The 23,283-nt window shown below is 58.8% G+C and carries 18 protein-coding genes; 15 read left to right on the forward strand and 3 right to left on the reverse strand.

All coding sequences use genetic code 11. The features are described 5' to 3' along the window. Positions 1 to 98: 98 nt before the first annotated feature. Both NA78x_RS18665 and map read left to right on the forward strand, forming a co-directional pair. Positions 99 to 1,079, forward strand: coding sequence for an IS30 family transposase (locus tag NA78x_RS18665; protein ID WP_425613887.1), 981 nt, complete (start codon positions 99 to 101; stop codon positions 1,077 to 1,079). 396 nt (positions 1,080 to 1,475) lie between these two features. Next, positions 1,476 to 2,351: a type I methionyl aminopeptidase gene (map, locus tag NA78x_RS18670; RefSeq protein ID WP_425613888.1), complete on the forward strand. Its 876-nt coding sequence runs from the start codon at positions 1,476 to 1,478 to the stop codon at positions 2,349 to 2,351. Here map and NA78x_RS18675 read toward each other — a convergent pair. Both NA78x_RS18675 and NA78x_RS18680 read right to left on the reverse strand, forming a co-directional pair. Then, positions 2,348 to 3,532 (reverse strand): M24 family metallopeptidase, encoded by a 1,185-nt coding sequence (locus NA78x_RS18675; protein ID WP_425613889.1) that lies wholly within the window; start codon positions 3,530 to 3,532, stop codon positions 2,348 to 2,350. The genes map and NA78x_RS18675 overlap by 4 nt on opposite strands. Positions 3,533 to 3,749: 217 nt before the next feature. Further along, entirely contained in the window at positions 3,750 to 4,562 is an 813-nt protein-coding gene (locus tag NA78x_RS18680) for a hypothetical protein (RefSeq protein ID WP_425613890.1), read from the reverse strand. 364 nt (positions 4,563 to 4,926) lie between these two features. Between NA78x_RS18680 and NA78x_RS18685 the strand changes: the two genes are divergently transcribed. From NA78x_RS18685 to NA78x_RS18720, 8 genes are all read left to right on the forward strand, one after another. Next, positions 4,927 to 5,850, forward strand: a complete 924-nt coding sequence (locus NA78x_RS18685; RefSeq protein WP_425613891.1) for a hypothetical protein — start codon at positions 4,927 to 4,929, stop codon at positions 5,848 to 5,850. Then, positions 5,847 to 6,530, forward strand: coding sequence for an SDR family oxidoreductase (locus tag NA78x_RS18690; RefSeq protein ID WP_425613892.1), 684 nt, complete (start codon positions 5,847 to 5,849; stop codon positions 6,528 to 6,530). The genes NA78x_RS18685 and NA78x_RS18690 overlap by 4 nt, the downstream gene beginning before the upstream one ends. 93 nt (positions 6,531 to 6,623) lie before the next feature. Beyond that, a complete protein-coding gene (floA, locus tag NA78x_RS18695) occupies positions 6,624 to 7,673 on the forward strand; it encodes a flotillin-like protein FloA (protein ID WP_425613893.1) in 1,050 nt (349 codons plus the stop codon). A gap of 9 nt (positions 7,674 to 7,682) precedes the next feature. Continuing rightward, a complete protein-coding gene (locus NA78x_RS18700) occupies positions 7,683 to 8,186 on the forward strand; it encodes a hypothetical protein (RefSeq protein WP_425613894.1) in 504 nt (167 codons plus the stop codon). Positions 8,187 to 8,233: 47 nt separating this feature from the next. Beyond that, positions 8,234 to 9,151, forward strand: a complete 918-nt coding sequence (locus NA78x_RS18705) for an NAD(P)-dependent oxidoreductase (protein WP_425613895.1) — start codon at positions 8,234 to 8,236, stop codon at positions 9,149 to 9,151. A gap of 48 nt (positions 9,152 to 9,199) precedes the next feature. Continuing rightward, the gene (locus NA78x_RS18710; protein ID WP_425613896.1) at positions 9,200 to 9,613 is read left to right on the forward strand and encodes an ester cyclase; all 414 of its coding nucleotides are present in this window, start codon (positions 9,200 to 9,202) and stop codon (positions 9,611 to 9,613) included. A 34-nt stretch (positions 9,614 to 9,647) separates the two neighbouring features. After that, entirely contained in the window at positions 9,648 to 10,562 is a 915-nt protein-coding gene (locus tag NA78x_RS18715) for a formylglycine-generating enzyme family protein (RefSeq protein WP_425613897.1), read from the forward strand. A gap of 46 nt (positions 10,563 to 10,608) precedes the next feature. Beyond that, positions 10,609 to 10,830, forward strand: a complete 222-nt coding sequence (locus tag NA78x_RS18720) for a type II toxin-antitoxin system Phd/YefM family antitoxin (RefSeq protein ID WP_425613898.1) — start codon at positions 10,609 to 10,611, stop codon at positions 10,828 to 10,830. A gap of 195 nt (positions 10,831 to 11,025) precedes the next feature. Here the strand turns inward: NA78x_RS18720 and NA78x_RS18725 are convergent, their stop codons facing one another. Then, positions 11,026 to 13,590 (reverse strand): M1 family aminopeptidase, encoded by a 2,565-nt coding sequence (locus NA78x_RS18725; RefSeq protein ID WP_425613899.1) that lies wholly within the window; start codon positions 13,588 to 13,590, stop codon positions 11,026 to 11,028. Positions 13,591 to 13,805: 215 nt separating this feature from the next. Here NA78x_RS18725 and NA78x_RS18730 point away from each other — a divergent pair, with 215 nt between their 5' ends. From NA78x_RS18730 to NA78x_RS18750, 5 genes are all read left to right on the forward strand, one after another. Next, positions 13,806 to 15,074 (forward strand): hypothetical protein, encoded by a 1,269-nt coding sequence (locus NA78x_RS18730; RefSeq protein ID WP_425613900.1) that lies wholly within the window; start codon positions 13,806 to 13,808, stop codon positions 15,072 to 15,074. A gap of 72 nt (positions 15,075 to 15,146) precedes the next feature. Then, complete coding sequence (locus tag NA78x_RS18735) at positions 15,147 to 16,433, forward strand: hypothetical protein (protein WP_425613901.1); 1,287 nt, start codon at positions 15,147 to 15,149, stop codon at positions 16,431 to 16,433. A 497-nt stretch (positions 16,434 to 16,930) separates the two neighbouring features. Further along, on the forward strand, positions 16,931 to 18,826 hold the full coding sequence (locus NA78x_RS18740; RefSeq protein WP_425613902.1) for a flagellar basal body P-ring protein FlgI: 1,896 nt from the start codon (positions 16,931 to 16,933) through the stop codon (positions 18,824 to 18,826). 44 nt (positions 18,827 to 18,870) lie between these two features. After that, positions 18,871 to 22,587, forward strand: a complete 3,717-nt coding sequence (smc, locus tag NA78x_RS18745) for a chromosome segregation protein SMC (protein ID WP_425613903.1) — start codon at positions 18,871 to 18,873, stop codon at positions 22,585 to 22,587. A gap of 84 nt (positions 22,588 to 22,671) precedes the next feature. Further along, a complete protein-coding gene (locus NA78x_RS18750; RefSeq protein ID WP_425613904.1) occupies positions 22,672 to 23,283 on the forward strand; it encodes a Uma2 family endonuclease in 612 nt (203 codons plus the stop codon).

The following is a 23,283-nucleotide window of genomic DNA, read 5'->3' on the forward strand; positions in this document are numbered from 1 at the left end:
TGAAGTGTCCGCTATCACGGGCGGAATTTGCGTGAAGATCCACCGCCGGGGAGTTTGAATGAGGTTAGTTCAACCACTCTTCAAACGGAGTCCCGGCGATGGAAGAGCGACAAACCTATCGGCATTTTACGTTGGTCGAGCGGCAGGTCCTAGCGCAGCTGGTGGCCATGCGCGCCACACAGCAGGAGATGGCAAGCTGCTTGGGTCGTGACGTGCGAACGATCCGAGCCGAGCTCAAACGCAACTCGCGTTATGGTGGCTACTCTGCGTGCGAAGCGCAACGCTTGTCCGAACAGCGGCGTTGCCAGGCTCGGCAGAAGTGCCGCAAGTTACGCCGACCCGAGTTGGTGGCAGTCGTCACGGCAGGGCTCCGTAAGCGCTGGTCACCCGATCAAATCGCCGGTCGTTTGAAGCGGCAATTCCCGTGCGAACCGCAGCGCCGCTGCTCTAGTCAAACGATCTACCGCTGGATCGACACCGACGATTTCGGTTACCTTTGGCGGCGAATGTTGCGAAACCACAAACGCCGCAAACCTCGTGCGCGGCAGGTCAAGTCACCGGCGCGCGAGATCGCCGGGCGGCCCGAGATCATCAACCTTCGAGAGCGAATCGGCGACTGGGAGGGAGACACGATCGTCGGCCGTGGCGGGCGGGCCTCGCTGGTCAGCCTCGTCGAACGGAAAACCGGCTTCGCCTTGCTGCTCCCGGTGGAGAACCGCTGTGCTCCCACGGTGAACAGCGCGATAAAACGGCGCTTAGGCACGCTTCCACCCGAGGCTCGGCACTCGCTGACATTCGACAATGGCTCCGAATTCGCCGGTTACCAAGAGCTGATGTCGAGTCTGTCACTCGACATTTATTTCGCCACGCCACGCTGCCCTTGGCAACGTGGTAGCAACGAGCATTTCAACCGCCTGGTCCGCGAGTTCTTCCCCAAAGGCACCGACCTGCGTGGCCTGAATCGGCGCAAGCTGGCCGAGGTGCAGCGGTTATTGAACCAACGACCACGCAAACGCTTAAACTATCAAACCCCCGACGAAATCTTCTCCGAATTCTGCCAGCGGACACTTCTAACTTGACAGCGCCGAATGCAGAACTAAAGACAACTTTTCCGACTCCCGACTCCCGACTCCCGACTCCCGACTCCCGACTCCCGACTCCCGACTCCCGACTCCCGACTCCCGACTCCCGACTCCCGACTCCCGACTCCCGACTCCCGACTCCCGACTCCCGACTCCCGACTCCCGACTCCCGACTCCCGACTCCCGACTCCCGACTCCCGACTCCCGACTCCCGACTCCCGACTCCCGACTCCCGACTCCCGACTCCCGACTCCCGACTCCCGACTCCCGACTCCCGACTCCCGACCGCAGGGCTTGCCCAGTCGTTGCGATGAATTTGCTAGCGGGCCCGCAACTTCCATATCTGGCCTAAATTCGCGCCTATGCGGGTTGGTCGCCGGTGCAGCAATGGGTATGATTGATTCGATAGTCAAGCTATACGAATACCTTACTCGCTGCACCCAGCCCGCCATGCTCTATAACCGTAAGCCCCGCCTGAAACTCGACGAAGCCGAGCGTCAGGCCATGCGGAACGCTTGTCAATTCAATGCGCGCTTGATGGATGAAGTTCGCGCGATCATTAAGCCCGGCCTGACCACCGCCGAAATCGACAAGCTGATTCACACCTACACGCTCGATCACGGCCACACTCCCGCGACGCTAGGCTATGCCGGCCAACATGGCCCGTACCCTAAGAGTTGCTGCACGAGTGTGAATGACGTGATCTGCCACGGCATTCCGTCCGACTACGCGCTGCGCCCCGGCGATATCGTGAACGTCGACATGACGACCATCGTCAACGGCTGGCACGGCGACTCTTCCGAGACTTTTCTCGTCGAGCCCGTCAGCGATCTGGCGCGCAAGGTAACACAGTGCTCATTCGACTGCCTGTGGGCAGCCATTGATACGATTAAGCCTGGCTCGCGCGTCTCGGAAATTGGCGAAGCGATCGTCCGCAATGCTCGCCGCCAAAGCTTCTCGGTCGTGCAAGAATATGTTGGTCACGGCGTCGGTCGCAAGTTTCATCAGCCCCCGACCATCCCTCACGATCCAACTTCATCGCCCGAAGCTCGCCGGCAGCGCCTAGAGCCTGGCATTTGCTTCACCATCGAGCCGATGATCAACACCGGCACCCGCGATACGCTGCTGAGCAAACGCGATGGCTGGACCGTCCGTACTAAAGACGGCGGCCTGAGCGCTCAGTTCGAGCACACGATTCTGATGACCGAATCTGGTCCCGAGCCGCTGACCGTCTCGCCCAACGGCCCCAAGCGCGGGCATAAGTTTTAGGCCAGAATCTTCACCACGCTCGTCTGCAACTCGCCGCCGGTAACATGCACGCTGCTATCGGCACCGATGTAGACATCGACTTCACTGCGCACACCGAACTCGGGCAGATAGATACCGGGTTCGATCGAAAAGCAGCAACGCGGCAGGACAAGGCGATCTTCGCGAGTCTCCAGGTTGTCCATGTTCGCGCCGTTGCCATGCACTTCCTGACCAATGCTATGGCCCAGGCGATGGACAAAGTATTCGCCGTATCCGGCAGCAGAAATCACTTGCCTAGCGGCATCGTCGACTTGCCAGCCGTGTAATGGTTCGCGGCGGGCGAAAGCATCGCGAGCCTTGGCAATCGCCGCATCGCGAGCGGCAGCGACGATTTGAAATACTTGTTCGTACTTCTCGGGCACTGATTGGCCCACAAAGCCAACACGGGTGAGATCGCTGTAAACGGCGCGCGGACGATTCATCTTCGCCCACAGATCGATCAGGACGAAATCTCCTTCTTTGATCGCGGTATCGGTTGCTGTGCACGTCTCGAAATGTGGATCACCACTGTGAGCATTCGCGCCGACAATCGGCGGGTGGTACGTGGCCAGTCCATGTTCGGCGAAATGATCCATGATCAGTTGCTGGACCTGCGTCTCCCGCACGCTCCCATTTTTTCGCACTTCGCTGGCGATGAACTTCCAGGCGCGATCGTAGGCGCTGTTGGTATGCTGGGCAGCTTCCAGGTGCATGGCCCACTGCGCATCGTCCCAGGTGGCTTCAAAGCGTTGAATCAAGTTTCCCGACGACAGTACTTCGGCGCCGGTTGCCCGCACCACTTCCAGCGTGCCGGCATCGACGCGCGAGACATACGGATTGGCATTTCGCGGCGAGTATTCCATGGCGATCCGTTTGGCCGACGAAGCGAGCTTCGTCACGCCAGCATCCCACTCCTGCCACTTCAAATAGATCGTCTTCTCGCCCGGCAAGTGGTCGAGCATGGCGGGCTCGATGCGATGCACCAGCTTTTGCGGCTCGCCACTGGCGGGAATGAGATAATGCCAACGGCGTGAGCCCATTTGATCGTCGGGGATCCCGAGAATCCTGCGCGCAAGGACATTGCTGCCGCGAAAATCGCCGAGCAGCCAGGCATCGAAACCAAACTCACGCAGAGCGGACTGAATCGCGGCGATATCGACCATGGGTAAACGCAGAATGAGGAAGGCAGAAAGCAGAATGGAAAGTCAGCAGTTCGCGATTGTAAAAGATTTTGTCACCCGGTGGTGCAACGGAAATCGCTGAGCAAGAAATGAGCAAAGCCGGTCGGGTCGTGACCGGCTTTGCCGTTGTTCGCTGAAGAGAAGAGTTTTATTGCCGCATGGTGCGAAGGTCACGCGGCTTCATCTGCCTTCAGGCTCGTTACTTCAAGCTCCAGGGAAGGTAGCGATTGATCATCGGCTTGCGAGCACTTTTGGCGTCGTCAACCAGGGGTGTACTTTCGTCGGCAGCAGGAGTTGGAACCGATTCGGGAGTTCCCATGTCGCCGACGGGTGCGGCACAACCGCAACCCATGTCGCCACCATCGCAGGAACTGCACAAGTTGGCGAACCAACCTCGGTGCTTACCGCTGAACAGACCACAGCCATGTTTGCCGCCGCAAGCATCGCCGCAACCACCACAGCTCAAGCCCGTGTAACGATGCCGCCCCGAGTGCAGGAAGCAGCCGTGGCACTTGGCAATGCCACAACCTGAGTCACAACCGACGTCGGCTCCGGTCGAACAAGAGCTACAGCCGCTCGTGGCAACTCCGCAGCCGCCCATTTGCACACCACAGCACCCGCGGAAATGATGATGATGTCCGCCGCAGCGGTGTGGTCGCTGGCAATAGCCATCCCACAAATGATCGACGCAAGGTGGTGTGTGATCGCAGCTGCCGGGTCCAAACACATAGCCGGTGTACTGATGTTCGCCGTTCCAGGCCGTCTGCGAAATCATGGCACCATTGCCAATCACTTCGCGCGGGCTCGCATTGCCAATGCCTGCATGCCCGGTGATTGCCGGAGCCATCGCAGGGGCTGCCGCTTCTTGCCGCATGGCAGCGACGCGGGCATGAGCGGCAGGAAACACGGGCGTACGAGCTTGACTCGTCCAGGGTTCGGCGGCGGCCACAGGGCCGACCAGGCCCGCCACAGCAACCAGCGTGGTCACTGAGGCCAAAATCCAAGTTTTCATATCGGATCCTCCTTCGAAACTGAAACCGCCGCGAGCACTGCAGGTGGGATGTGTGCGTTTTCGTTGTAGGTGGGGGAAAACGCGGGGCAGGCTGCGGCAGCAAGACTCCACTGCTGAACCATGCCCGCCGATTGCCTGCGCAGCAACTTAGTCCGCTGGTTTTCTTGCTGTTTTTTCGAGTTTCTCTAGCCGAGTTGCGGGGGGCGAAAACCTTGCCTGCTGCGCAAGAGAAAGCGACTGCGGGCTCTTCAACCTGCTTGCCGATTGCGGGGCGCGATCGCGCGGCTCGGGCAATCTGCAAGCTCCGGCAGGGCACCTCGGACCTTCCCTTCGCAGCGGAGCACTATCTTCTATACTCGGCAACATGGACCTTGCAGCTCTTGCCACGAATGACAATCACACCACTTACGTGGCCGCGACCGTAGTGCTCGCGGCGACCTTGCCGGCTGCGGTAGTCTTGCTGGCCGCTTTTCGCTCCCTTTCGCGGACGACCTTGATCGTCCCTTGGTCCTGGAGCGTGATCAGCTTTGGCTTGGCGGTGGCGAGTTGCCTCTATGCCGCCATCGTTCCCATCGGCGAACGCCCCGCAATCTTCACCTCGATGCAGTTCGTTGCTGCGTGTGGAACGCTCTGCCCGCTGGTTGCTCTCATTGGCGCGAAGCGCCCCCAGCATGCCGCTTGGAGTTTTGTGGTGCTCTCCCTGTGGGGCGTGCTGGCATTGCCGGCAGCGGAAGTCATCTTTTTGCAGCCAGGACAGAAGCTCGAAATCAATGCGTTTCGCAGCTGGTTTCTCGCCGCCCTGTTGCTCGCGGAGTTGATCAACTTTGTAGCGACTCGCTACTGGCTGGCGGCCAGTTTGTTTGTGATTGGGCAAAGCATCTGGCTCAGCGACTACCTGCCACTCTTCGCGCGCGAGCGCTGGTTCGGCGAGTATCAAGAAGTCGTGGGACTGCTCGTCGTGGCTTCGTCGCTGGTTATCGCGTGGCTCGTGAGTCGCCAAGCGAGGGCATTTGCGAATCCCTACGATCGACTGTGGTTCGATTTTCGCGATGCCTTCGGATTGTTCTGGGCTCTGCGACTCAGCGAACGTGTAAACGATGCAGCCACTCAGGCAGGCTGGAATTTTGATCTGGGCTGGAGCGGCTTCCGCACGAAAGATACCTTCGAGTCGCTCGGCGACTTGCCCGCCGAAACTGCTCGCCCGCTGGAGCACAGTTTGCAAGGCTTGCTGCGCCGTTTCGTTTCGCCCGAGTGGATTGCCCAGCGATTGGAGAAAGGGAACTCATGACTGTTCGCCGCATTGTCCTGACCGGCGCCACGCGCGGTTTAGGCCGCGCACTTACGGACCGCTTTATTGAGGCTGGGCACACCGTCATTGGTTGCGGTCGCTCGCAGGCAGAGATCGACGATCTGAACCAGCAGTATGGTTCGCCTCATCGCTTCGACGTGCTGGACGTTACCAACGAGCCCGCTGTCAAAGCCTGGGCCGCAAGCGTGCTCGCCAGCGGAGAACCGCCCGACCTGCTCATCAACAACGCGGCCATGATCAATCCGAACGCTCCGCTGTGGAAAGTCGAGCCCGCTGACTTTGACCACATCGTTAACGTGAACATCAACGGCGTCTTCTACGTGCTGCGACACTTCGTCCCGGCGATGGTCCAGCAAAAGAAAGGCGTGATCGTGAACCTCAGTTCCGGCTGGGGCCGCTCGACTTCTCCCGAAGTCGCTCCCTACTGCGCCACGAAGTACGCCATCGAGGGATTGACGCTCGCCCTGGCCCAAGAACTGCCACGCGGCATGGTGGCGATTCCTCTCAATCCAGGCATCATCAATACGGAGTTGCTACAGAGCTGTTTTGCCGGCGCCGACAGCTTTCCATCCCCCGAGAAATGGTCTCGCCAAGCCGCGCCTTACATTCTGGGCCTAGGTCCGCGCGACAACGGCCAGTCGCGAACCGCACCAGGATAAAGCACTTCGTGGCGGTCGACCGCTGCACTTACCCCGCGAACTGGTTATGATAAGCAGCGAACTGAACTTGCCCTGCGCGCGTTGAGGAACACCATGTTTCTGCTCGGTCAAAACGATGAGATCAACATTATCCCCATCCTGTTTATTGCAGGTCTGGTGGTCGTAGCGATCGTCTTGCTGATCATTATCGCCATCTTTGCCAACTTCTTCCGCCTGTGGATCCAGTCGGTGCTGACCGGGGCGGGCATCTCGCTGCTCGATCTCATCGGCATGACGTTCCGTAAGGTGAACAAAGACGTCATCGTCAAATCCAAGATCATGTGCGTGCAGGCTGGCCTGCCCGACGAAATCTCGGGCAAGGCCCTGGAAGCCCATTACCTCTCGGGCGGCAATGTACCGCTCGTCATTCGCGCCCTGATTGCCGCCAACAAGGCGAAGATCATTCGCCTCAGCTATCGCGAAGCAACCGCCATCGATCTCGCCGGTCGTAACGTGCTGGAAGCCGTGCAAACGAGCGTGTATCCCAAAGTCATCGATTGCCCCGCCAAAGGTTCCGGCAAAGAGTACCTCGATGCGGTCGCCAAAAATGGCATTCAATTGCGAGTGAAGGCGCGGGTGACCGTGCGGGCCAACTTGCAACAACTGATTGGTGGTGCGACCGAGGAAACCATTATCGCGCGCGTTGGCGAAGGGATCGTGAGTGCCATTGGTTCGGCCGACGATCACATGGAAGTGCTCGAAAACCCCGATCGAATTTCGAAAGCCGTGCTCGCGCGCCGGCTCGATTCTCAAACTGCGTTCGAAATCGTTTCTGTAGACATCGCCGATATCGACGTGGGCGAAAACATCGGTGCACGCGTGCGGGCCGACCAGGCAGAAGCCGATACTCGCGTGGCTCGCGCCCGGGCGGAAGGCCGCCGCGCTATGGCCGTCGCTGCCGAGCAAGAACAAATTGCCCGCATCGAAGAATCGCGGGCCAAGCTGGTTGCCGCCGAAGCAGAAGTGCCCAAGGCGATGGCTACGGCTTTCAATACCGGCAAGCTTGGCATTCTTGACTACTACAAAATGCGGAATCTGGTCGCCGACACCGACATGCGCCGCGGCATTGCCACTTCAAGCGGTCTTGCCGGTAAAACGTCGTAGAGGTGAACCATGCGTGACGAAGTCGAAGAATTCTTGCGCCGGGCCGCTCAGCGCCGAGCGCAGGCCGAAGCGAAACGACGTGGCGAACTGCAGCAGGCGGCCCAGCCTCGCACGCCACGTCCCGAGCCTATTAGTCGCCCACCCCTGAGCACGCCGAAGCTTCCGATTGAGCCCCTCGTCGAGATCATCGAAGCAGAAGACGCGGGCACCAGTGATCGCTTTAGTACTTCCGTCCAGCAAAATCTGCGTGGTTCGTCAGAAATCTCCCGCCACGCCAGTAATCTCGGTGCCGAAGTCGATCTGGCCGATGACAAACTCGAAGCCCGTCTGCATCAGACGTTCGACCATCAGATTGGCGCTCTGAAAGACACCACTACCGCTGCGAAGGTCATCGTGGCGGGTGGAACGGCAGGCGCATTTAGCGTGACGGAAATGCTGGCGAGTCCGCAGAACATTCGCAATGCGATCATCCTGAACGAAATCTTCGCCCGGCCAGAACATCGCTGGGAATAGCATCTCTCTTAATCCACAACTTGATTCAACGCGGCAGGAGCATCGATATGGCCATTTCTCGCATCGTTCCCGGACAAACACGCCTGGGCTGGATCGGCACCGGTGTCATGGGCTCGAGCATGTGCTCGCACCTGATTGCCAAGGGCTTTCAGATGACGGTCACGACCCGCTCTCGCAGCAAGGCCCAGGCATTGCTCGACCGAGGCGCTAATTGGGCCAGCACACCGCGCGACGTTGCCCAACGTAGCGACGTGATCTTTGCAATCGTGGGTTTCCCACGCGACGTGCGCGAAGTATTTCTGGGGCAGGACGGCGCGCTCGCCGGTTCGAAGCCGGGGAATATCCTCGTCGATATGACCACCAGCGAACCTTCGCTGGCCGTCGAAATCTATGAAGCAGCCAAGGCTCGCGGCTGCTACGCGGTTGACGCCCCTGTTTCTGGCGGCGATGTAGGTGCCAAGGAAGCACGCCTGTCGATCATGATCGGTGGCGATCGTGAAGTGGTCGAAGCGCTGCATCCTTGCTGGGAAACGATGGGAAAAACGATCATTCACCAAGGCGCCGCCGGCGCCGGCCAGCACACCAAGGCCGTCAATCAAACTTTGATCGCCTCGAACATGGTGGGCGTGTGCGAAGCATTGCTCTACGCGTACAAAGCGGGCCTCGACTTAAACACCGTGTTGCAATCGGTTGCCCCGGGCGCTGCCGGCAGTTGGTCGCTTTCGAACCTGGGGCCCCGAATCATCGCGAACAATTTTGACCCTGGCTTCTTCGTCGAGCATTTCATCAAGGACATGGGTATTGCTCTGGACGAAGCCAATCGCATGGGGCTGGCACTGCCCGGCTTAGCACTCGCACGGCAGTTGTACGTGGCGCTGAAGGCTCAAGGGCACGGTCGCGATGGCACACATGCCCTGATGTTGGCTCTTGGTCAAATGAGCGGCGTCGAGTGGCGTCGCCGTTAGATCGTCTGCTCTCTCTCCCCTTCGATCGACAGGCCCTGGAGGCCAGCGATGTCAGCAGAAAATGTGGCAATGGCCCGGCGTTGGTTCGAAGAGGTTTGGAACCAGCGCCGCGAGGCGACCATCGATGAGTTTCTGACTGCCGACAGCGTTTGCTACGGCGACGATGGCCCGATCATCGGCCCCGAAGAATTTCGCCAGCGACAATTCATTCCGTTCCTCGCCGCCTTTCCGGACTTGCAAGTTCAGGTGGACGACGCGCTGGGTTCTGGCGATCAAGTCGTCGTGCGCTGGACAGCTCGCGGTGGGCATCACGGTCATGGATTAGGGTGTGCTCCGACTGGCCGCACCGTCGTAATGCAAGGCATCACCTGGATTCGCGTCGCCAACGGGAAGCTGGCCGAAGGCTGGCAATGCTCGAACATTCCACAGGTCTTTCAGGGCCTGATGCACCCGCCAGCTTGAAGTTGCCATCGGCCCTTCCTTAAGCGATCTCGCCATGCGAATCTTTTGTCTCTTTATACTCAGCCTGACTGCTGGTCCGCTCTTTGCCCGGGAGTCGGCCAAGCCCGAGATCATCACCAACTCGGTCGGCATGAAGCTGGTAAAGGTCCCTGCTGGCGAATTCACCATGGGCTCGCCCGCAGCGGAAGAAGGGCACAGCGAGGTCGAGACCCAACGGCCGGTGCGGATTACGAAGCCGTATTACCTGGGCCAGCACGAAGTGACCGTGGGGCATTTTCGCAAGTTCGTGACGGAGACAGGCTATCGCACGACGCTCGAGCGTGAAGAAAAACCAGGCTTCGGCTTTGAACCTTCACTCGATGCCATCGAGATCCTGCCAAAGTTCAATTGGAAGAACACCGGCTTTGGCACCGACGAGCATCCGGTGGTGAATCTCAGCTGGGACGATTGCGTCGCCTTCTGCAAATGGTTGAGCGAAAAGGAGAAGCAAACCTATACGCTCCCCACTGAGGCCCAGTGGGAGTATGCCTGCCGCGCGGGAACCAAGACGCGTTATTCCACCGGCGATACAGAGGAATCATTGAAAGGCTATGCAAACATCTCTGACGCCGCGTTCCTCTCCAAGTACAAAAACGCAACTTGGAGCATTGAGTGGAGCGACGGTCATCCGTTTTCAGCCCCCGTCGGCAGCTTGAAGCCGAACCCGTGGGGCCTGCACGACATGCACGGCAATGCCTGGGAATGGTGCAGCGACTGGTACTCGCCCGATTACTACAAACAGTCTCCCGCCACCGATCCCACCGGCCCCGAGACCGGCGAAAAACGCATTGTCCGGGGCGGAGCCTTCACCAATCGCAACCGCTACATCCGCTCGGCCGATCGCGACGCCGAACGACCGGGCTATCGCTACAATTTCACCGGATTTCGCGTGGTGCGGGTGGTAGAATAGGATTGCGACGAGATCACAGGGAAGCGGCAGATGTCGGGACAATCGTATGACTACCATTACTCTTGCTGAAGCCCAGGCAAACCTGTCTGACGTGATTCAGCAACTTCGACCGGGCGAAGAGATCGTCATCACTGATAATGGACTACCCTTAGTGCACATGAAAAAGGCGCCACGTACATCCTGGCCGGCACAGCCTGGAACGGCGAAGGATAGCATCCTCTGGATCTCGCCAGATTTCGATGCACCGCTTGAAGACTTTTGCGAATAGATGGAATGAAGGTTCTGCTCGATACGCACGCCTTGCTCTTACTAAAACCGCAAAAGGGGGGCGTTCAACAATCGGGGCAATTGTTGAACGCGACCTAGCGTAACTCTCGGGCTTCGCTGCAAAGTGTGTTCAACTATCGAGGTTAAAGTTGAACAAGTTGGTGCAAACTGGACGTCATTTTGTCCGACGCCCAGCTCATTTCTTCTCTTCCAGCTTCTTCAGTCGTTCTTCGAGTTGCAGGTTCTGCTTGCGGAGTCGCTCGACCTCTTTCAGCAGGGCTTCGGTCCCTTGCTGCTTTTCGCGAACCTTGGCGATGGCTTCGTCGAGCGACCGCAGCATGCGGGATGAGACTTCCTGGCCACGACGCGTTTCGAGCGCGGCGACGGAACTGGCGTCGGCAACTTGCGTCACGGCTTCGATGGCCGAGCGACGAACATTCTGCCGTTTGTTGTTTAGCTGATCGTGCAGCAGCTTGAGCGTGTCTGCATCGCCGGGCTTCAACTTGGCCAAAGCGCCGATGAGGGCCACGCGCCTTTCGGGCTCGGTTGTTTTCTCCAGCATCTTCGTCAGCGAATCGGCCACCTGACTGTCGATTTGCGAGCCCAGCGCTTCGACGGCTGCCTTCAGGATCACCTCGCGGTAACTTGGCTGCTCGCAGGCCTTGAGCAACAGTTCTCGGCTGCCGGCCTTGTCGATGGCGGCCAGCGATTTGAGCGCTTCGGCCACGGCATAGTACGAAGGATCGCTGTCGATCACTTTCCGCAGGGCAGCCTTCGTTTCGTCGTGCGAAAACTTGCTCATCGCCTGCAGAGCCTCGCGGCGGACGAACGATTTGTCATCGCCGGCAGCTTTTAGCAGGGCCGCACGCGTGGCGTCACCGGGGAATTTCTTCACGGCCTTCACCGCATCTTGACGCACACCCCAAAACTTGTCCGCTGTTGCTGCAGCCGCGAGTGCAGCCTGGGCATCTTTGTCTTCTTCCATCGCACCGAGTGCTTTCACGGCTTGCGAACGGCACATGAGGTACTCGCTGTTCGCTAGCTGATCGAGCAGTTCTTCTTTGCTCTTCTCGGCGGTCAACTTCTTGAGGAGCCAATCGCGCGGGTCGAAGCAGACGCGGGTGGGTGGCTCGTCACTATCGAAGTGAAACGTCTCTTCTGCTTTGCTGAGCGAGATGCGGCGAATCTTTGACTTCTTGCCACTGGCGATTTCAAGCTCGGCCGATGTGCGAAACAGTGGAGTCGTTTCATCGACCTTTTGCGTCTGCTTGATGGTCACCCGCACTTGCTTGGCCGCCGCATCGTAGTCCCAGCTCACCTGAAACTCGGGATGACCACCTTTGTAAGCCCATTGGTCGAAGAACCAGTTCATTCCTTGGCCGGTGGATTCCTCCACGGCGATGCGCAGGTCAGCGGTCTCGACCGTGCGAAACTGATTCACTTCGCAGTAGCGGCGAATGGCCTTCCAAAACAGATCGTCTCCCAGTTCGAACCGCAGCATGTGCAGCACGCGGCCACCTTTGGGGTACGAATGGCCGTCGAACATGTTCTCGGGCGAGTTGTACCGATAGTTGACGATCGAGCGACGATAGCGGGCATCTTCGTTCTGATAGTTCGTGGCTTCTTCGGCCCGCTGCCAGGTGGCTTCGTCCCAGCCTTTGTCTTCTTCAGTCCACAGGGTGGCGAAGTAAGTAGCAAAGCTCTCGTTGAGCCAGAGTTCGCCCCAATCCTTGCACGTGAGTAGATCACCCCACCACTGATGGGCCAGTTCGTGCGCGACGAGATTGTCGCTGGAGACATCCTCATGTGCGCGAGCGTCATGAAGCGTATCGAGATTAAGCGTGGTGGCCGAAGTATGTTCCATGCCGCCCCAAGCGTACTCGTCGACACAAATCTGCGCGTACTTGGGCCACGGATAGCGATAGCCGATCTGCTTCGTAAAGTACTTCAGCATGGCCGGAGTCTTTTCGAAGCTCCGCTTGGCATCAGGCAGCCGACCGACCGGAACGTACGAGATGATGGGAATGCCGTCCCAACTTTCTTCGAGCGTTTCGAACTCGCCAGCGACCACGGAGAGCAGATAAGGCACGTGCGAGCGGGCCTGCGTCCAGTGCCAGGTGGTTTGATCGTCGCCGGCTGGTGTTTTGCTGGTGAGCGTGCCATTCGACAGGACCACGTACTTGCTGGGAACGGTGGCGATGATTTCGCTGGTGATGCGATCGCCGGGAGCATCGATGCAAGGCAACCAGTAACGCGCATACTCGGGTTCGCATTGCGTCCAGACCATGCGCAGGCGAGCATCTTCGCTTTGATCGGGCTCGACGAAGTGAACGCCGTGCTTGGGTTTCGAGATCGAGTAGTCAATCTCCAGCGTAAGTGCGGTTCCAGCCGGATACTCCTCCGGCAGCTCGATCGCTAACTGATGGTTGCGATGCGTGTATTTGAGCTTGGTGGGCGTGGGCTTCGCGGTGCTGCCCGTACTCAGCAGCATGACGTCGCCTATCTTCATATCTGCCGCATCGAGCTGAATGCTCTTGGTCGGACGAAATAGCTCCAGTTGATGTCGCACCTTGCCCGCGACGGCCTGCTTCTGAAAATCAAACTTCAGGTCCAGACGGATGTGTTGCTGATCGACATCTCGCGACCGAACCGACTTCGGCGGAGCGGTGAACGGCCCTGGCCGGGCTTGCCCCAAGATGATTGAATTGGCTGCTAGCAACAGGCCAGCGGCGACAAACAGACACGGAAATGTTGAACGCATCGGGGGAGTTTCGTTGGGCAGGTGAGATCCAAAAATCGTTGAGAGGCACTTACCAGCGTAAACCGGGACACACGCGCTTGATAGCATGTTCGCGCTCGGTTTTTCGCTCGGCGAACTTGAGCAAATCTTTTGCTGATCTTGACGGTTCCAGCAGGCACTGATATTTCCCGGTTTGCTTGTCGAGCTTTTCATTTTTCTCCCTAGGTAGTTTGCCTGTGCCACGATTGGGCCTGATCTTTGTCGCCTGCCTCGCCGCGCTAGTCGCTGGAGAGATCGCACGCGCACAAACGGTGCAGTTCCCTCGCGGCGGCATGCCCCCGACCAGCAGATTTCCGGTGGGTCCGGCGCCGGGTGCTCCGCCCGCTAATGCCTTCGGTGCAGTGCCGACCTATCCAACCGGTCCGGTGGCGGCACCCAATCCGTACTCCCCCCCCATCACCTTCACGCCTCCGAATGCCTTCGGCCAGCCACTCCCATTCGATCCCTACTCGCCTAATGGCCAGGAAGCCGCGCGGTTCTGGTCTGGGGCTGGCGGAGTTGCTCAGCCCCAGACATTCCCCGGCGGTGCAGTGCCGCCGAATGCCGGCGCTGCACCTTACGGATCGCAATGGGCCACACCAGTCGCTCAGCCACAGAATCAGTACCTGTTCCCAAATGGGATGAGAGATCCCAACGGCAGCTACAACCTGTACGAGAGCCTGAGGCTGGTTCACGACGTTCGCTTTCGGCACACGTATCTTGCCGGTGGCGACGACGGCAACGACCTGGGAATCAACGACTCCGAGGTGAGCGTGTCGTTCGCCTTTCCCAACTTTTTGACGACCGGCCAGCCGCTGTTTATTACGCCCGCGTTTGCGCTGCATCTATGGGACGGCCCGAAGGACGGAATCCACAACCTGCCCGGCTCGGCCTACAGCGCGTATCTCGATTTTCAGTATGCGACCGACCCCAACTTGCAAATCGGAGCGGAACTCGGCTTTCGCGCGGGCGTGTACACCGACTTCGAAACCCTGACGACGGACAGTCTGCGATTGCAGGGCTTGGCCCTGGGTGTGGTTCGTTTGACGCCCACACTCACGGCGAAGTTAGGCGTCATGTACATCGATCGGAACGACATCAAGATCTTGCCTGCTGGTGGTATTCTTTGGCAGCCGAATCCTCAGTTGCGTGTGGACTTGTTCTTCCCGCAGCCCCGGATTTCGCAGTACATCTCGACCGTCGGCACTTATGAAGTTTGGTGGTATGTCGCTGGCGAATATGGCGGCGGCGCTTGGACCGTAAAGCCACTACCGACTGACGGAGTGAATCGGATCGATATCAACGACATTCGCGCTTCGTTCGGCCTGGAGTGGAGCAGCCCACGTGGTCTGAACGGCTTCCTCGAAGTTGGCTACGTCTTTGAGCGTGACATCTTCTACGTAGAGTTGAACGAGGATTTCGACCTGTCCGACACCTGGATGGTTCGCGCTGGATTCTCGTTCTAAGCAGCAACTGGTGGAAACCAAGTACTTCTGTTGAATCAATCGCGATCAAGCCCACTCGATGAACCCCACTCGATGAATACTGTCGCGCTCTGCCGCTCCTTGCTCGCCCGCATCTGTGGGATGCTGCGCGCGAAGCATCTTGGCGGGGTGCTCTGTATGGGACTTGGCAGTTGGACTGGCGTTGGCTTTGCTGAGCATGAAGCGGTTCGGCAGCCCCCGGCAGCGCTCGCCGGTGGCGACTTGCCGCTGCAACCTCAGGCGCGGTACTTCGCCCAGCCGAGTCGCTTGCTCCCTGCTGTTTCGCCCGGGTACGTGCGGCTTGCCTCCGACTACGAACAGCCCCAGCGGCTGCCTCAACCGGGCGTCGAAGTGCTGCAGCCGGTGAGTCCTGCGCCATTGAGCAATCCGCTCCCTGGACCGGAATTTGTGGGGCCAGGGCAAGCAGGCCCGGGCTATATGATGCCCGGCGAGATGCATATCCCCAGCGGAGGCTACGATCCGCTGAATATGCCCGAGCAGCCTGCGGTCAGCGCCGTGCAGTACAACGTCGATGGCACTCAAAAACTGAATCCCTATAAAAGCGGCTTCTTTCAAAAGCTGTCCCTTTCGGCCGCCTGGCTGGGCGATGGGACCGATCCGACCGACCTGGGCATCACCGAAATTGAGTCTTCGCTAACCGTGGCTCTGCCAGCACCGATTCGAGATTGGCCGCTGTTCATCACGCCCGGGTTCAACATGTACCTGATCTCAGATCCCGGTGGCGCGCAAGACTTGCCCCCGCGACTATATACAGCCTATGTCGATTTCACTTGGGCCCCCTTGTTCTTGCAGCACCATCGCCTGCTGCTGTCGGTCGCTCCGAGCGTGTACTCCGACTTTGAAGCCGACCATCCCGATGCGTTTCGCCTCACCGGCAAGGCAATCTACGCCTGGGACTATGTTCCCGAACGATTGCAGTTCGTCGCGGGTGTGCTGTACTTGAATCGAGACAACATTCGCCTCCTGCCGGCTGGTGGTCTGATCTGGAAGCCCACGCCCGATTTCAACTTTGAATTGATTTTCCCCAAACCCAAAATTGCGACCCGGGTGAATGTCGGTGCCGGCTATGAAGACTGGATCTTTGTGACGGCAGAGTTTGGTGGCAATACTTGGGCGATCGAGCGAGCCAATGGCACATCGGACAAAGTGACCTGGGCCGACTATCGCCTGATGGCGGGCTACGAACGACGTGTCGATGGCGGTGGCGGCTACCGACTCGAAGTGGGCTACGTCTTCGGCCGGACGCTTGAATATTCCAGCGGAATCGGCGACTTCGATCCGCGGTCGACGTTCATTCTCCGGGGCGGCATCACCTTCTAGTCGATCACACCAATATGTCCAACAATCGGCGGGGTTGTTGGACAGGCAACCATTCTTGGATTTCGTCGGAAGTTACTGCAGCCCTGACACTTGCGGCTGTCTTGCAACTTTGGCAACTCATCCTTCTTGTCCAACAACCGGGCTAATTGTTGGACAGGCACCTCAATCGCAAGAGCCGCTCCCACTTCGCAAGCACGAAGTAAGCTCAACCGCGCAGCGCGGCCCGCAACTCAACCACCAGACTGTGAGAGAGCATTCCACCATTAACTCATGGTAGTGATCTGTTGTCAACTACCTGATTTAAAATTATTTCACACTAAGTAACGGTACTTTCGCCATGCTGGCAGCAAAACCGCAGGAACGTGAGGTTTCACGTCGCAACTGCGATTTCGCCAGCATCGCTCTTGACCTCCTCAGCCACGTTCGATACTGTCCGCCACCCAATGGGGACCGCGCACGATGCGCATTGGTACACCAGCTAGCAAATGAGGGCCGGCATGACGCCGCACGCTGCTCGCAACTCGCACTACAACCGCCGCGCTTTCCTGGCCGCCACCCTTGGCAGCTTGGGACTCGGTGCCCTTTCTGGTTGCGCCAATCCATTGTTTCGGGGGCAATCGCCCGAGGTGGATTTGCCGACCGATGACGTCAAAGAACGCAAACTGGTGGGCGACTTCACTCGTCCCTGGGGGCTGAACTGGATCAAGGTCGAATCGGTGGCCCTGGTCACCGGGCTCGATAACACCGGCAGCGATCCACCGCCTAACGAACAGCGCCGCCTGCTGATTGCCGAAATGCAATCGCACGAAGTGCCCAATGCCGACAAGATTCTGGCCTCGCCCGCGACTTCGATGGTGATCGTCCGAGGTTACTTGCCCCCTGGCGCACAAAAGGGTCAGAACTTCGATATTGAGGTTCTTGTCCCCAAGAACACCGAGACCACAAGTTTGGCAGGTGGCTGGCTGATGCAAACCCGCCTGCGCCGCCTGGAAGTTCTCGGCGGCACGATTCGCAGCGGCGATGTCGACGCAATCGGTCGCGGCAATGTGCTGGTCAACTCGGTCATCACCGGCACCGACGACAAAATCAACAATGTGCGAGGTCGCGTATTGGGTGGCGGCCTGGCCTTGGAATCGCGGACGCTCGGCCTGATGTTGCGCCGGGAAGATGCCTCGGTTCGCGTCAGCACGCTCATCGGCAAGGCGATCAACAATCGCTTCCATACCATGGACCGAGGGCAAAAGAAGGGTGTCGCCAAGCCCATGCGCGACAACTTCCTCGAACTCAATGTGGCGAATCGTTACAAGAACAATCTCGGTCGTTATCTGCGAGTCGTGCGTAATATCGTGCTGCAGGAAACGGCTGTCGCCAAGACCGAGCGTCTCGAAATGCTCGGCCGCAAACTGCAAGAGCCATCCGCAGCTCCGCTGGCCGCGTTGCAACTCGAAGCCATCGGTCGTGATGCCATCGGAACACTGAAGACCGGGCTCACCAACAGTGACCCCGAAGTTCGTTTTTACAGCGCCGAGGCGCTGGCCTACTTGGATGACGCTGAGGCATCTGCGCCACTCGAACTGGCTGCTAGAGAAACGTCTGCCTTCCGTTGGCACGCCCTGACGGCTTTGTCATCGATGAACCAATCGACCGCCTACGATGCGTTGACCAACCTGCTGCATGCCCCCAGTGTCGAAACTCGCTACGGTGCGTTCCGCGCCTTGCGGCTTTACAACGACGCCGATCCGGTTACCAAGGGAGAGCTGCTGGAAGGTAAGTTCTATTACCATCTGTTCCCCACGACCGCAGAACCGCTGGTGCACGTCACCCGCAGTAAGCAGCCCGAAATTGTCATCTTTGGTCACGAGCAAACGATCAAGCCGCCGCAGTTCCTCACCTGTGGCAAGGGCATCCTGCTGAAAGCCCATGATGATGGTCAGATCAAGGTATGCAGCTTCAAAACGGGCCCCATGGGCGAAGATCTGGATTCGTTCGACTATTGCCCGCCCGTGCTGAACAACGTGATCCGCACGGTCACCAAGCTGGGTGCCAGCTATGCCGAAGTGGTCCTGATGCTCAAGGAAGCTAACAAGCAGGGCTTGCTGACGGGCCGCTTTGCCATCGAAGCCCTCCCCACGCCCGGACGCAAGTACTATCGCGATAACGATGAGCCAAGCGACCAGCCTCCCGTGGATTCGGGAGACGATAGCGACGAGCCATCGACTTCGCTGAGCGGGACCAGCGTCGCCACCCCGCAGCCCGAGCTGTTCACCGATCGTTTGAATCAAGAATCGGGCCGCGATCAGGATCGATCGGTAACGGAAACCTACATTGATCCGGATTATGCCAAGAAAGATCGTGGCATTTTGGATAGACTGAATCCGTTGTCGGGAAACTAATCCCCGACCGCTTGTGACACCCCGTTCGTCGTGTTCGTCATCCCATGCTCAAAGCGCTGGAAGTATTCGGCTTTAAAAGTTTTGCCGACCGCACGCGCTTTGAGTTTCCGGCGGGCATTACGGTGGTTGTCGGCCCTAACGGCTCCGGCAAGTCAAACGTCGTCGATGCCGTCAAATGGGTGCTGGGCGAGCAATCGGCCAAAAGCCTGCGCGGCAAGGACATGGCCGACGTCATCTTCAAGGGCTCCGGCGGAGCCACGGGGCGACGCCCGCTCAATACGGCCGAAGCCACGCTGATTTTTGATAACTCCTCGCGCGTGCTGCCAATCGATGCACCCGAAGTACACATTACGCGGCGCGTCTTTCGCGGCGGTGAAGGCGAGTATCTGATCAATCGCCAGCCCGCGCGATTGAAAGACATCAAGGACATGTTTCGAGGCACCGGCGTCGGTGCCGATGCGTACAGCATCATCGAACAGGGCCGGGTCGATAAACTGCTGAACGCATCGTCGAAAGATCGCCGCGCGATCTTCGAAGAGGCCGCCGGCATCAGCCGCTTCAAGGCCAAGAAGCTCGAAGCGCAGCGCCGGCTCGAACGAGTCGATCAGAATCTGCTCCGGCTGACCGATATCGTCGAAGAAGTCGAAAACCGGCTGAAGACGGTTCGCAACCAGGCGGTAAAGGCTCGTCGATATCGGGAGCATACCGAACGCCTGCAGCAGCTGCGCACGCAAGTTGCGATGACCGATTGGCGGCGCCTCACCGACAAGCTGCGTCGCATTGAGCAGGAGATTTTCCAAGGCCGCGAACAGTCGCAGACTGCGGCTGCAACTGCAGAACGACTGGAAGCGACCATTCTCGAATGCGATGCTTCGCTCGCGGTGCGCACCGAAGAGATGCGAGCCGCCGACAATCGCCTGGCTGCCAATCGCGAGCAGATTTCGCTGCAGGAAGCGACCATTCGCGACCAGCGAAATCGCAGTCACGAGTTGTCCGATGAGGCTGAACAGCATCGCCGCAATCTGGCCGCCATGCAGGAGCGCGCGGGTGATTTGGTCGAACGGTTGAAACAGACCGAAGCGGAATTTAACGCCGCCGAACTGAGTCACGCGGTTGTCGAAGAGCAAGCGACTACGTTTGAACAGCAAGCCGCGAAACTTTCCGACGCTCATCGCGAACTGCACGAGCAGACGGAAGCTGCTCGCCGCGAGTATTTGGATCACGTGCAATCGGCGGCTACCGTTCAGACGCAGCTCAGCGGCCGGCAGACCACTCGTCAGCAGGCCGTGACGCAGATTGAAGTCCTCACGCGCCAAGCTGAAGATCTGCTCGCCGCGGCCCAACTTCTCGAAGTCGAGTTGGAACAAGTTCGTCAGCACGAACAGGATTTTCAGGCCGAACTCGATACCCATCACCGCAAGCTGGAATCTGCTCAGCTGGAACTAGCCGATAATCGCCGGCTGCACACCGCACGCACACATGATGTGGCTCAACTTGTCGGTCGCCACCATGCGACCGAAGATCGCATTGCGGTCCTTGAAGAGTTGGAGCGGAATTTCGAAGGCTTTGGCGCCGGCGTGCGCGAGATTCTCGACGCGGCCTTTGATGCCACCGCCGCACCTTGGACGCACGTGAAGGGCATTGTTGCCGACCTGCTGCAGACCGAGTTGCAATACGCGACGGTCATCGATGCGGCGCTCGGTGAATCGGCACAGCACGTAGTACTGGACTGCCCCGCCGATCAAGCGACGGTCGTGGTCAAACGGGCCCAGCACGCTTCGAGTCGAGTTACGTTGCAGTTCGTCCGCGAAAGTGCGGAAGCCACGCCGCTACCCAAACACGCCTGGGAAGGCGATCCGGCCATCATTTCGCGGCTCGATCGGCTCGTCACGTACTCGGCAGCGGGCAAGTCGCTCGCCGAACGATTGCTCGGACAGACTTGGCTGGTTCGCACTTTGCCCGAAGCCTTGCGCCTGGCAGCAGCAGCGCCGGCTCATTGCCGCTTCGTGACTACCGAGGGCGAGATTGCGGCCGCTGATGGCACGATCACGGCCGGTGCTCGTCAGGCAGCGGCGAGCCTGGTTTCGCGAAAAAGCCAACTGCGACACTTGAAGGATGACCTGCTCGTCATTCACGAGCAGATCACCAACGCCCAGCGCGAGACAGATCACCTGCGCGGCCTGGTTGAGTTGCAAGACGAAGAAGTTCGCAAGCTGGTTCTCGCGCGATCGCAGGCCAACGAAGGCCTCGCCGCCGAGCGGCAACGACTGGGGCAACAGCAGGAACGGCTTGAACAAAACGAGCGTGAGCGCCAGCACGGTGCCGTACGAAAGACCGAGTTGCTCGCTCAGCAGCAGCAGTTGCAAGACGAGATCGCCGCGTTGGAAAGTAAGTTGGCTGCGCATAAGGCGGCCATCGAAGCCTATCAACAAACGGGCGAAGCTCAGCAGCAGCAACTCATGCGGCTGGAAGTCGATCGGCAAGAGGCTTCTCGCCAGGCAACTGCCGCACGAGTGGCCCTGGCTCGCAGCGAGCAGCGACTTGAGGGGTTGAAGCATCGGCTGACGCAGTTCGTCGACGATCAAGCCGAGCGCGAACGAGCAGTCGCTCAGGTTGAGCAACAATTGCAATCGTGTACTACTCGCCACCAAACTGCCGAGCAGACGATCGCCACCGTTACGGGCGCGATTGGTGAACTGTACGAACAGAAGCGCCTGTTAGAGGCCGCTGCACTGGATTTGCGCGAAGGTCAGTCCGCCGCGCAGACGCTGCGGCAACAACAGGCCGAAGAATTGCAGAGCCTGCGCAAAGATGTTCGCAAATTGGAAGAGCAGCTGCATCAGCTGGAACTCTCCGCCACGCAAGTCGGTCAGGAACGGACCACACTCGCTGACCGCATGCGCGAGGACTACAGCATCGATCTGGCCGGCGCCGATCAAGCTACCACCGCGGAAGAGGAATCCGCCCGCGTTGAAGTAGAAGCTGAAATCGAATCGCTGCGCCGCAAGATCAATCAGATTGGTGCCGTGAATCTCGATGCGCTCGACGAACTCGACGACCTCGAATCTCGCTTTGGCACCATCAGCGGCCAGCACAAAGATTTGACCGAGGCCAAGCAAGCACTCGAACGCATCATCGTCAAGATCAACGCCGACAGCAGACGTTTGTTTCTCGATACCCTCGAAGCCATTCGCGTCAACTTTCAGGCGCTCTACCGCAAAGCATTCGGCGGCGGCAAGGCAGACATCATCCTCGAAGAGGGCGTAGATGTGCTTGAGTGTGGCGTTGAGATCATCGCTACTCCGCCAGGCAAGCCATCGTTCAACAACTCGCTCCTCTCTGGCGGCGAAAAGGCCCTCACGGCCGTGTCTCTGTTGCTCGCGATCTTCCAATTTCGACCGAGCCCGTTTTGCATCTTGGACGAAGTCGATGCGCCGTTCGATGAGGCCAACATTGGCCGCTTTATCGACGTGTTGAAAGACTTTCTGGGTTGGACTCGGTTCGTGGTGGTCACGCACAGCAAGAAAACGATGACCGCGGGTAACACACTGTATGGTGTAACCATGCAGGAATCGGGCGTTTCGAAGCGAGTCTCGGTTCGCTTTGAAGACGTCAGTGAAGACGGCGAGATTCGCCGCGAAGCGATCGAACGCTCGGCCGCGCAGGAACGTGCCGCCCGCGCCGCAATCGCTGCCGAAGCCGCCGCCGAAGAAGAATTCGGCGATGAAGAATTGCCTGCCGCGGAAGAAGACGCGGCGTAGCACTGGCGGGTGCCGCGTTATGGAACGCTGTAGGTTGGATGGTATAATCTAGCGTCACGTAGTGAGGCACGTTCGAGACTTGTCATGACAACTTCTCTTTCAGCGGAATCATTGCCGGAGCTGGTGGCGCCACCATTTCCCGTACAGCGTTTTACCGTGGCGCAGTATTTTGAGATCGCTGAGGTGTTGGGCGAGGGTGCGAACGTAGAACTTCTTGAAGGCTGGATCGTTCCCAAGATGGTCAAGAAACCCCAGCATGACAATACGATTGATGTCATCCTCGGTCTTTTGGAACAAATCGAAATGGCAGGTTGGTTCGTTCGCGTGCAAAATGTATTGCGGACGGCTGACAGCGCCCCTGAACCCGATTTGACGATCACGCGTGGCAAACGCGGCGATTACCCGACCCAGCATCCAGAGGGAAAGGATGTGGCGTTGGTCATTGAAGTAGCGGACGCTTCGCTCAGTCGTGATCGTCGCAAGGCCATTATCTATGCCAAAGCTGGCGTGCCCGCGTACTGGATCGTGAACTTGCGCGATCGTTGTGTGGAAGTGTTCGATCAGCCTACGGCCGAGGGTGCCTATGCTCGGCAGGCCAGCTTACGGAACCAAGAGCAACTCGAAATCGTACTCGATGGCCAGCACGTTGGCGGTTTGACTTGTGATCAGCTCTTGCCAGATCAAGCTGTTGCCTAA

It is taken from the genome of Anatilimnocola aquadivae (assembly GCF_049819085.1).
In the GTDB taxonomy this organism is placed as follows: Bacteria; Planctomycetota; Planctomycetia; order Pirellulales; family Pirellulaceae; genus Anatilimnocola.

Coding starts and splice junctions, on each gene's coding strand:
- NA78x_RS18665 (WP_425613887.1), top strand. CDS start 99: ATGGAAGAGCGACAAACCTATCGGCATTTTACGTTGGTCGAGCGGCAG.
- map (WP_425613888.1), top strand. CDS start 1,476: ATGATTGATTCGATAGTCAAGCTATACGAATACCTTACTCGCTGCACC.
- NA78x_RS18675 (WP_425613889.1), bottom strand. CDS start 3,532: ATGGTCGATATCGCCGCGATTCAGTCCGCTCTGCGTGAGTTTGGTTTC.
- NA78x_RS18680 (WP_425613890.1), bottom strand. CDS start 4,562: ATGAAAACTTGGATTTTGGCCTCAGTGACCACGCTGGTTGCTGTGGCG.
- NA78x_RS18685 (WP_425613891.1), top strand. CDS start 4,927: ATGGACCTTGCAGCTCTTGCCACGAATGACAATCACACCACTTACGTG.
- NA78x_RS18690 (WP_425613892.1), top strand. CDS start 5,847: ATGACTGTTCGCCGCATTGTCCTGACCGGCGCCACGCGCGGTTTAGGC.
- floA (WP_425613893.1), top strand. CDS start 6,624: ATGTTTCTGCTCGGTCAAAACGATGAGATCAACATTATCCCCATCCTG.
- NA78x_RS18700 (WP_425613894.1), top strand. CDS start 7,683: ATGCGTGACGAAGTCGAAGAATTCTTGCGCCGGGCCGCTCAGCGCCGA.
- NA78x_RS18705 (WP_425613895.1), top strand. CDS start 8,234: ATGGCCATTTCTCGCATCGTTCCCGGACAAACACGCCTGGGCTGGATC.
- NA78x_RS18710 (WP_425613896.1), top strand. CDS start 9,200: ATGTCAGCAGAAAATGTGGCAATGGCCCGGCGTTGGTTCGAAGAGGTT.
- NA78x_RS18715 (WP_425613897.1), top strand. CDS start 9,648: ATGCGAATCTTTTGTCTCTTTATACTCAGCCTGACTGCTGGTCCGCTC.
- NA78x_RS18720 (WP_425613898.1), top strand. CDS start 10,609: ATGACTACCATTACTCTTGCTGAAGCCCAGGCAAACCTGTCTGACGTG.
- NA78x_RS18725 (WP_425613899.1), bottom strand. CDS start 13,590: ATGCGTTCAACATTTCCGTGTCTGTTTGTCGCCGCTGGCCTGTTGCTA.
- NA78x_RS18735 (WP_425613901.1), top strand. CDS start 15,147: ATGAATACTGTCGCGCTCTGCCGCTCCTTGCTCGCCCGCATCTGTGGG.
- NA78x_RS18740 (WP_425613902.1), top strand. CDS start 16,931: ATGACGCCGCACGCTGCTCGCAACTCGCACTACAACCGCCGCGCTTTC.
- smc (WP_425613903.1), top strand. CDS start 18,871: ATGCTCAAAGCGCTGGAAGTATTCGGCTTTAAAAGTTTTGCCGACCGC.
- NA78x_RS18750 (WP_425613904.1), top strand. CDS start 22,672: ATGACAACTTCTCTTTCAGCGGAATCATTGCCGGAGCTGGTGGCGCCA.